This window comes from Acidovorax sp. KPB24-03 (assembly GCF_057546605.1).
Genome location: NZ_BAAJYR010000676.1, coordinates 1 through 1,290 on the forward strand (window position 1 = coordinate 1; position 1,290 = coordinate 1,290).

Consider the following 1,290-nt stretch of genomic DNA (forward strand, 5'->3'; position numbering starts at 1 on the left):
CGCCATCGAGCCGCAGCGCGCGCAGCAGCGGGCCGGCCATCACCGCGCCGGCAATCCCGGTGACCGCCACGGCCACCGCCGCCAGCGATGCGATGCCGCCCAGCCGCTCGGCCACGGCGGTCGCGATGGGAATGGTGGCCGACTTGGGCGCAAGCGACATCAGCGTCTGCATCGACCCGCCCAGCGCCCACGCCACGAGCACGGCCGACCCGATGGCCGCCACCGATCCGGCGAGCAGCGCGATCGCCACCGGCCGCCAGATCTGCCGGATCCGGCCCAGTTGCCCGTACAGCGGCACTGCCAGCGCCACCGTGGCCGGGCCGATGAAGAAATGGATCAGCTGCACGCCCTCGAAGTACACCGGGTACGGCACGCCGAGCGCCAGCAGCACGCACACGATGCCCACCACGGCCGTGAGCACGGGCAGCAGGAACGGGTTGTGGCCGCTGCGCCGGTACAGCCACAGCGCTGCGAGGTAGGCCAGCAGCGTGAGCGTGAGCCAGGTCAGCGGAGAGCGCTCCAGCGCCCCCAGCGCGGCCAGGCCGGTGGTGGGATCCGTCATGCGGGCGCCTTCATGCCGGCGGACCCGCGCGCCGACCGCGCGACAGCAGCCAATGCAGGGTGACGGCCGTCACGGCCATCGTCACCGCCGCACCGACGATGCAGGCGATGAGGAAGGGCTTCCACTCGTCCGCCACCCGGCCGAAGTGCACCATCACGCCGGTGACGGTGGGGATGAACAGCAGCATCATGTGCTGCAGCAGGGTGGCCGCGGTGGTGGCCAGCGACTCGGGAACGCGCCGCCGCCAGGCGAGCCAGGCCAGCAGCCAGAGCATGCCGACCAGGGCGCCCGGCAACGGCCAGCCCGTCAGGCGCACCGTGGCCTCTCCGAGCAACTGGAAGGCGATGAGAAGGCACAGGGCTTGGATCATGGGCAGGCCGGTATTGTCGGCCAGCCGCAGCCCGCCTGCACCCGGGCGTTTTGCCACAGGCGAATGCTATTTATTTGATAGCACTATGCCCTAGTACTTATTGTGCTAGAGGCCGTTTTTGCTCCAAGCCCCAGGCCACGTGCTCCCGCACCAGGGCGCTGGCGTCGGCGGCGCGGGACCGCAGCGCGGCCTCGATGCCAGCGTCCCCCGTGGCATGCAGCGCATTGCCCAGCGCCACGGCCACGTTGCGCAGCCACCGTTCGTGGCCGATGCGGCGGATGGGGCCGCCTTCCGTCATGCGCAGGAAGGTGGGCTCGTCCCAGGCGAACAGGTGCGCGAGCTGCTGCCCGCCCAGGCC

Annotated in this window: 2 protein-coding genes and 1 pseudogene; all 3 read right to left on the bottom strand. The window is 71.2% G+C overall.

Annotated elements, in window-relative coordinates; all coding sequences use genetic code 11:
- Positions 1 to 562: LrgB family protein (locus AC27KI_RS25105; RefSeq protein WP_487091268.1), on the bottom strand; the 562-nt coding region annotated here is incomplete at its 3' end.
- Positions 563 to 572: 10 nt separating this feature from the next.
- Entirely contained in the window at positions 573 to 932 is a 360-nt protein-coding gene (locus AC27KI_RS25110) for a CidA/LrgA family protein (protein ID WP_487116499.1), read from the bottom strand.
- Between the two features lie 97 nt (positions 933 to 1,029).
- Positions 1,030 to 1,290, bottom strand: a pseudogene (locus AC27KI_RS25115) (tRNA epoxyqueuosine(34) reductase QueG); the annotation flags it as partial.